General features: G+C 61.9%; 7 protein-coding genes. 5 read left to right on the top strand and 2 right to left on the bottom strand.

What is annotated here, in order from left to right; genetic code table 11:
* The coding region (locus tag AAC077_RS19190; RefSeq protein WP_339773206.1) for an IclR family transcriptional regulator at positions 1–509 on the bottom strand (509 nt) is incomplete at its 3' end.
* A gap of 167 nt (positions 510–676) precedes the next feature.
* Here AAC077_RS19190 and bhcA point away from each other — a divergent pair.
* From bhcA to bhcD, 4 genes are all read left to right on the top strand, one after another.
* Positions 677–1,867: an L-aspartate--glyoxylate aminotransferase BhcA gene (gene bhcA / locus AAC077_RS19185; protein WP_339773203.1), complete on the top strand. Its 1,191-nt coding sequence runs from the start codon at positions 677–679 to the stop codon at positions 1,865–1,867.
* Positions 1,867–2,832, top strand: a complete 966-nt coding sequence (gene bhcB, locus AAC077_RS19180; RefSeq protein WP_339773201.1) for a beta-hydroxyaspartate dehydratase BhcB — start codon at positions 1,867–1,869, stop codon at positions 2,830–2,832. The genes bhcA and bhcB overlap by 1 nt, the downstream gene beginning before the upstream one ends.
* A 13-nt stretch (positions 2,833–2,845) precedes the next feature.
* Positions 2,846–4,009, top strand: a complete 1,164-nt coding sequence (gene bhcC / locus AAC077_RS19175) for a 3-hydroxy-D-aspartate aldolase BhcC (protein ID WP_339773198.1) — start codon at positions 2,846–2,848, stop codon at positions 4,007–4,009.
* Positions 4,010–4,072: 63 nt separating this feature from the next.
* Positions 4,073–5,038, top strand: a complete 966-nt coding sequence (bhcD, locus tag AAC077_RS19170; RefSeq protein WP_339773196.1) for an iminosuccinate reductase BhcD — start codon at positions 4,073–4,075, stop codon at positions 5,036–5,038.
* A gap of 486 nt (positions 5,039–5,524) precedes the next feature.
* On the opposite strand, the gene AAC077_RS19165 is transcribed toward bhcD, so the two are convergent.
* Complete coding sequence (locus tag AAC077_RS19165; protein WP_339773193.1) at positions 5,525–6,544, bottom strand: 1-aminocyclopropane-1-carboxylate deaminase; 1,020 nt, start codon at positions 6,542–6,544, stop codon at positions 5,525–5,527.
* A 138-nt stretch (positions 6,545–6,682) separates the two neighbouring features.
* Between AAC077_RS19165 and AAC077_RS19160 the strand changes: the two genes are divergently transcribed.
* Positions 6,683–7,159 (top strand): Lrp/AsnC ligand binding domain-containing protein, encoded by a 477-nt coding sequence (locus tag AAC077_RS19160; protein ID WP_339773191.1) that lies wholly within the window; start codon positions 6,683–6,685, stop codon positions 7,157–7,159.

The raw sequence follows: 7,159 nt of genomic DNA, 5'->3' as shown, positions 1-7,159 counted from the left end.
GCCAACAGCGCCTTGCCGATGCCCGAGGCGTGCATGGGCGACAGGGTGCCGGGGGGGAAGAAGGCGCGGATGGTGGCTTCGGTTTCGACCTGGCTGACGAACAGAACCTGCCCGCCGCGTTCGATGCCCAGGTTTGCCGTCTCGCCCGTTTGCTCCATCAGCCGGCGCATCACCGGGCGGGCGCGTTCGACCAGGCTGGTGCGGCGCAGGAACCGTGCGCCGATGACAAAGGCGCGCGGGCCGATGTGCCAAAGCTGTTCGACAGCGTCAAATTCCACCAGCCCGCGCCCTTCGAGCGTCACCAGAATGCGGTAGACCGTGGCCGGAGACTGGTCGGTTTCCGATGCAAGCGTGGTCAGCGCCTTGCCCTGATGTTCGCTGAGAAATTCGAACACCTCCATGGCGCGGTCCAGCGATTTGATGGTGTTCTGCGCGGTCTTGTCGGACCAGTCGCGGGGGCGGCCACGGGCGCGGCGGGGCTCGGAATTGGGATTATCTTGGGAAACCATATAATGCCTTTGATTTTACGCGAAAGCCGTTTTCACGATATGAAAAATGCAAGCCACTGACAATACTTGATTATCCGCACCATATCATTTTTGAAAAATGATTTCAAAAAAGTTGGGTGTGCGCAATGCCTGTCCTAAGGTGGCTACAACACATCAAGGAGACGGACATGAGCTTTCAGAACCCAGTTTTCATTCCGGGGCCGACCAACATCCCCGAGAACCTGCGCAAGGCTTGCGATATGCCGACCATCGACCACCGGTCGCCGCTGTTCGGGCAGATCCTGCACCCCGCCCGTGCGGGCGTTCAAAAGGTGCTGAAAAGCACCAGCGCCGAGGTGTTCATTTTCCCCTCGACCGGGACAGGCGGCTGGGAAACGGCGCTGACCAACACGCTGAGCGCGGGCGACACCGTACTGGCGGCGCGCAACGGGATGTTTTCGCAACGCTGGATAGATATGTGCCAGCGCCACGGGCTGAACGTGACCGTGGTTGAAACCCCGTGGGGGCAGGGCGTGCCTGCGGACCGTTACACCGAGATTCTGGCCGCGGACACGGGCCACCAGATCAAGGCGGTTCTGGCCACGCACAACGAAACCGCGACCGGCGTGCGGTCGGACATCGGGGCCGTGCGCGGTGCGCTGGATGCGGCAGGCCACCCCGCGATGCTGTTCGTGGACGGCGTGTCGTCGATCGGGTCGATGGAGTTCCGGTTTGACGACTGGGGCGTCGATGTGGCGGTGACCGGATCGCAGAAGGGGTTCATGCTGCCCGCCGGTCTGGGCATCGTCGGGTTCAGCGCCAAGGCGATGGAGGCGACCAAATCGGCCAGGCTGCCGCGCACCTTCTTTGACGTGCACGACATGGCCAAGGGCTATGCCAACAACGCCTACCCCTACACGCCTGCGGTTGGCTTGCTGAACGGTCTGAACACCGCCTGCGGGATGCTTCTGAACGAGGGGCTGGAGAATGTCTTTGCCCGCCATCACCGCATTGCCGAAGGGGTGCGGGCGGCGGTGGGCGCCTGGGGGCTTGAGCTGTGCGCGGCCAGCCCGGATCTGTATTCCGACACGGTCAGCGCCATTCGCACGCCGCAGGGGTTTAATGCGACCGACATCGTCACCCATGCGGCCGATGCCTACGGCGTCGCCTTTGGCGTCGGTCTGGGCGAGGTTGCGGGCAAGGTGTTCCGTATTGGCCATCTGGGCAGCCTGACGGATGTGATGATGCTGTCGGGGATTGCGACGGCGGAAATGTGCATGGCCGACCTGGGTCTGGATATTACGCTTGGCTCGGGCGTGGCGGCGGCGCAGGATTATTATCGCGCCAACCGCACTGTGCGGCAGCAGGACGCCGCGTGATGAAAGATACGACCATGTATATCCCGACCTTTGACGACATGCTGGCGGCGCACGACCGGATTGCGCCCTATGTCCACCGCACGCCGGTTCTGACCTCGTCGTTCCTGAACGAACTGACCGGCGCGCAGTTGTTTTTCAAATGCGAGAACCTGCAAAAGGCCGGCGCGTTCAAGGTGCGCGGCGCGTCGAACGCGGTGTTCGGCCTGTCGGACGCCGAGGCCAAGCGGGGCGTGTGCACCCATTCGTCGGGCAATCACGCGCTGTCGCTGAGCTATGCGGCAGGGCGGCGGGGTATCCCGTGCAACGTGGTGATGCCGCGCACCGCCCCGCAGGCGAAAAAGGATGCGGTGCGCGGTTATGGCGGCATGATCACCGAATGCGAGCCGTCGACCACATCGCGCGAGGCGGTCTTTGCCGAGGTGCAGGCGCGCACGGGGGGCGATTTTGTGCATCCCTACAACGATCCGCGCGTGATTGCAGGCCAAGGCACCTGTTCGCGCGAGCTGATGGCGCAGACCGACGGGCTGGATATGGTCGTGGCCCCCATCGGTGGTGGCGGCATGATTTCGGGCACCTGCCTGACCCTGTCACATCTGGCGCCCGAGGTTCAGATCATCGCCGCCGAGCCGGAACAGGCCGACGATGCCGCGCGCAGTTTTCGCGCCGGCCACATCATTGCCGATGACGCGCCGGACACGATTGCCGACGGGCTGAAGGTGCCGCTGAAAGATCTGACATGGCATTTTGTGTCAAACCACGTCAGCAATGTTCTTACGGCCTCGGAAGATCAGATCGTGGATGCGATGAAACTGACGTGGAAGCGTATGAAAATCGTGATGGAGGCCAGCAGCGCCGTGCCGCTGGCCACCATCCTTGCCAACAAGGACCGGTTCGCGGGCAAGCGGGTCGGGATCATCATCACCGGGGGCAACGTCGATCTTGACGCTTTGCCGTGGTCCAATTGAAGGAGCCTATATCATGAACGCACCTGTTAACTTCGACGGCCTGGAAGTGGGCTATGACGTGCCGGCGCTGCCGGGCATGGACGCGGCAGACATCCAGACGCCATGCCTTGTGCTGGATCTGGACGCGCTGGAGCGCAATATCGTCAAGATGGGCGATTACGCAAAGGCGCACGGGATGCGCCACCGCGTGCATGGCAAGATGCACAAGTCGGTGGACGTGGCCAAGTTGCAGGAACGTCTGGGCGGGGCCGTTGGCGTCTGCTGTCAGAAAGTGTCCGAGGCCGAGGTGTTCGCCCGTGGCGGGATCAAGGATATTCTGGTGTCGAACCAGGTCCGCGACGCGGCCAAGATCGACCGTCTGGCGCGGCTGCCCAAGTTCGGCGCGCGCACCATTGTCTGTGTCGATGACGTGGCCAACGTGGCCGAGCTGTCGGCGGCGGCGGTGAAACATGGCACCCAGATCGAAGTGCTGGTCGAGATCGACTGTGGCGCGGGGCGGTGCGGCGTGACCACCACGGATGCGGTGATCGAGATTGCCAAGGCGGTGCAGGAGGCGGACGGTCTGACCTTTACCGGCATTCAGGCCTATCAGGGCGCGATGCAGCATCTGGACAGCTACGAGGCCCGCAAGGCCAAGCTGGACATCGCGATTGCACAGGTCAAGGACGCGGTTGACGGGTTGGCGGCGAAGGGGATTGCGTGCGATCTGGTCTCGGGCGGCGGCACGGGCAGCTATTATTTCGAAAGCAATTCAGGCGTTTATAACGAACTGCAATGCGGGTCTTATGCGTTTATGGATGCTGACTATGGGCGTATTCTGGATGCCAGCGGCCAGCGCATTGATCAGGGCGAATGGGAAAACGCGTTCTTTATCCTCACGCAAGTGATGAGCCACGCCAAGCCCGGCCTTGCGGTTGTGGATGCGGGCCTGAAGGTGCAGTCGGTGGACAGCGGATTGCCGGTGATCTTTGGCCGCACGGATGTGGAATACGCCAGATGTTCGGACGAACACGGCACCGTTCTTGACCCCGACAACCTGCTGAAAGTGGGCGACAAGCTGCGGCTGGTGCCGGGGCACTGTGATCCCACCGCCAATGTGCACGACTGGTACGTCGGTGTGCGCGGCGACAAGGTCGAGGTTCTGTGGCCGGTATCGGCACGCGGCAAGGCCTATTGATCCCCTTTGGTGCAGGCGGCACGCGGTCGCCTGCACACCCCCTAACTGACCGGAGCCACCCCCATGCTGATCGTCCCTGAACGCGAGATTGCCAACCTGATGACCCGTGCCGCTGCCTTTGATGCGGTCGAACAGGTCTTTGCCGCGATGGCGGCGGGCGATGCCTATAACTTTCCGGTCGTGCGCGAGGCGATTGGTCACGAGGATGCGCTGTACGGGTTCAAGGGCGGGTTTGACCGCGCCGGACTGACGCTGGGCCTGAAGGCGGGCGGCTATTGGCCGAACAATCTGGAAAAGCGGAACCTGATCAACCACCAGTCCACGGTGTTCCTGTTCGATCCCGACACCGGCAAGGCGCGGGCGATGGTGGGGGGCAACCTGTTGACCGCCCTGCGCACTGCTGCCGCGTCATCGGTGTCGATCAAACATCTGGCGCGCAAGGATGCACGCGTGATCGGCATGGTGGGTGCGGGCCATCAGGCGACGTTCCAGCTGCGCGCGGCGCTGGAGCAGCGGGAGTTCGACAAGGTGATCGGCTGGAACTATCACCCCGAGATGCTGCCCAACATCGAGAAGATCGCCGCCGAGGCGGGCGTGCCGTTCCAGGCGGTCGATCTGCCCGGTATGGTCGAGGCGGATGTGATCATTTCCATCACCTCGGCGTTTTCCCCGTCGCTGATGGCGGATCATGTGGCACCGGGCTGCCATCTGGCGTGCATGGGCACCGACACCAAGGGCAAGCAAGAGGTCGAGGCGGCGCTGCTGGCGCGGGCCACGGTGTTCACCGACGAGATCGCGCAATCGGTGTCGATTGGCGAAGCGCAGCACGCGCTGGCTGAGGGTCTGATTGCCGAAAGTGACGTGCACCAGTTGGGGGCGGTCATCAACGGCACCCACGCGGGGCGGGTCAGCGACGACCAGATCACGCTGTTTGATGGCACTGGCGTGGGATTGCAGGATCTGGCAGTGGCGGCGGCGGTTGTGGATCTGGCGGTGGCGCAGGGGATCGCGATCGAGGTGGATTTTTAAGGTCGCCCCATCCACCAAAGCCCGGAACAAGGTGCTTTAGCACCGCCGGCCTCTCGGTGTTCGCAAAGCGAACACCTGCCGACAACACATTGCTTTGCAATGTGTGAGAGGCAGCGCCCGACCGCCCGTCACGCCAAAGATCAGAAATAAAGTGGTGCTAACTGACGGTGTGATGCCCACCCGCGGTCGGGCGCTGCCCTTTGTGGCAACCTCGCTCCGGCACATCAGCCTTGGCAAAGAGGCCAGTAAACCTGCGCCGTTAGCTGTTTCAGCGTATTCTGGGAATGTGATCTTCGAAAAAGCAGGGTTCTATACGGCCCGGGGTTTCCAACATATTTTGCCGATCTTGTATTCGTCAAAAGATGAATGATTATAGGGCGTAAAGGGAAGAAAATACAAGGCTTTGCCGATATGGGTTGCCGATCTTGCCTGCCGGTCTTTGACATGGGCCACCCCGGGGGGCAGCCCATGTGAGGCTGGGGAGGATCAGCCCTCTTTGTAATACGACGCGTAGCCGTTCAGCGCGGGGGCGCCGCCCAGGTGGGCGTAGAGCACTTTGGACCCTTCGGGGAAGAAGCCCTTGCGCGTCAGGTCGATCATGCCTTGCATGGATTTGCCTTCGTAGACCGGGTCGGTGATCATCGCCTCGGTGCGGGCCGACAGGCGGATCGCCTCGTTGGTTTCGTCCGAGGGCACGCCGTAGGCCGGATAGGCGTAATCTTCGTTGATCACGATTTCATCGTCGCGCACGGCACGGCCAAGGCCCACCAGTTCGGCGGTGTCGTCGACGATGCTGCGCACCTGCGCACGGGTCTGGTCGGGGGTGCCCGAGGCGTCGATGCCGATCACGCTTTCGGCGCGGTCCTGTGCGGCAAAGCCCACGATCATCCCCGCCTGGGTCGAGCCAGTGACGACGCAAACGACGATGTAGTCGAACTTGAATCCCAGCTCTTTTTCCTGCTCGGCCACTTCCTCGGCAAAGCCGATGTAGCCAAGCGCGCCGTATTTGTGCACCGAGGCACCTGCGGGAATGGCGTAGGGTTTGCCGCCCTTGTCCTCGACCGACTTGATCGCGTCCTCCCAGCTTTTGCGAATGCCGATGTCAAAGCCGTCATCGACCAGACGCGAATCCGCGCCCATCAGGCGGGTCATCATGATGTTGCCGACGCGGTCATAGACGGCGTCGTGGTGCGGCACCCATTTTTCCTGAATGACAACGCAGTCCATGCCGATTTTCGCGGCTGTCGCGGCAACCATGCGGGTGTGGTTGGACTGAACGCCGCCGATGGACACCAGCGTGTCGGCACCGGATGCGATGGCGTCGGGGACGATATATTCCAGCTTGCGCAGCTTGTTGCCGCCCATCGCCAGACCCGAGTTGCAGTCTTCGCGTTTGGCATAGATTTCGACCTTGCCACCCAAGGCTTCGGTCAGGCGGGGCAGGTGTTCGATGGCGGTGCGCCCGAATGTCAGCGGGTAGCGTTCGAATTTATCAAGCAGGGACATGGTTTTCCTTCCGGTTTGGCTTTGGTGCATGTTAGGGGAAGAAGGATGAAATGTGCTTTCTAACTTGGGGCTGTGTTTTGCGTATTTCTGATAGAAAGCCGAGAATACTAAGCAGTATGAGAGATAGTCAGGTAGATTATGGAAGAATCTTCCACTGAAAGCATCGACAGAATCGACCGCAGGATTCTGCGCCTGTTGCAGCAGGACGGGCGGTTGACCAATGCCGAGATTGCGCAGCGGGTGAACATCAGCCCGGCCACCTGTCACCGCCGGATGCGGCGTCTGTCTGCGGACCAGCATGTGCTGGACGTGCGGGCGCGGATCAATCCGGTGTCGGTGGGGTTGGGGTCGCTGGTGATGGTGGGTGTGGTGCTGGACCGGTCCACGCCCGACAGCTTTGCCGCCTTCGAGGACGCGGTGATTGCCATGCCCGAGGTGCTGGATTGCAACCTGGTGGCGGGGGATTTCGATTACCTGCTGAAAATCCGCGTGCGGGATATGGCGGATTTCAACGCGCTGCACAGCAAGATGCTGATCGCCCTGCCCGGCGTGCGCCAGATCCGCAGCTTTTTCGTGATGAAAGAGGTGAAGGACAACGCGCCCCTGCCTTTTTAA

The sequence above is a fragment of the uncultured Pseudosulfitobacter sp. genome, assembly GCF_963976325.1.
Lineage (GTDB): Bacteria > Pseudomonadota > Alphaproteobacteria > Rhodobacterales > Rhodobacteraceae > Pseudosulfitobacter.
This window is presented reverse-complemented; position numbering and strand designations above follow the sequence as displayed.

What these genes read in the sequence shown, in the direction of transcription:
- bhcA (WP_339773203.1), top strand. Translation starts at nt 677, where the DNA reads ATGAGCTTTCAGAACCCAGTTTTCATTCCGGGGCCGACCAACATCCCC.
- bhcB (WP_339773201.1), top strand. Translation starts at nt 1,867, where the DNA reads ATGAAAGATACGACCATGTATATCCCGACCTTTGACGACATGCTGGCG.
- bhcC (WP_339773198.1), top strand. Translation starts at nt 2,846, where the DNA reads ATGAACGCACCTGTTAACTTCGACGGCCTGGAAGTGGGCTATGACGTG.
- bhcD (WP_339773196.1), top strand. Translation starts at nt 4,073, where the DNA reads ATGCTGATCGTCCCTGAACGCGAGATTGCCAACCTGATGACCCGTGCC.
- AAC077_RS19165 (WP_339773193.1), bottom strand. Translation starts at nt 6,544, where the DNA reads ATGTCCCTGCTTGATAAATTCGAACGCTACCCGCTGACATTCGGGCGC.
- AAC077_RS19160 (WP_339773191.1), top strand. Translation starts at nt 6,683, where the DNA reads ATGGAAGAATCTTCCACTGAAAGCATCGACAGAATCGACCGCAGGATT.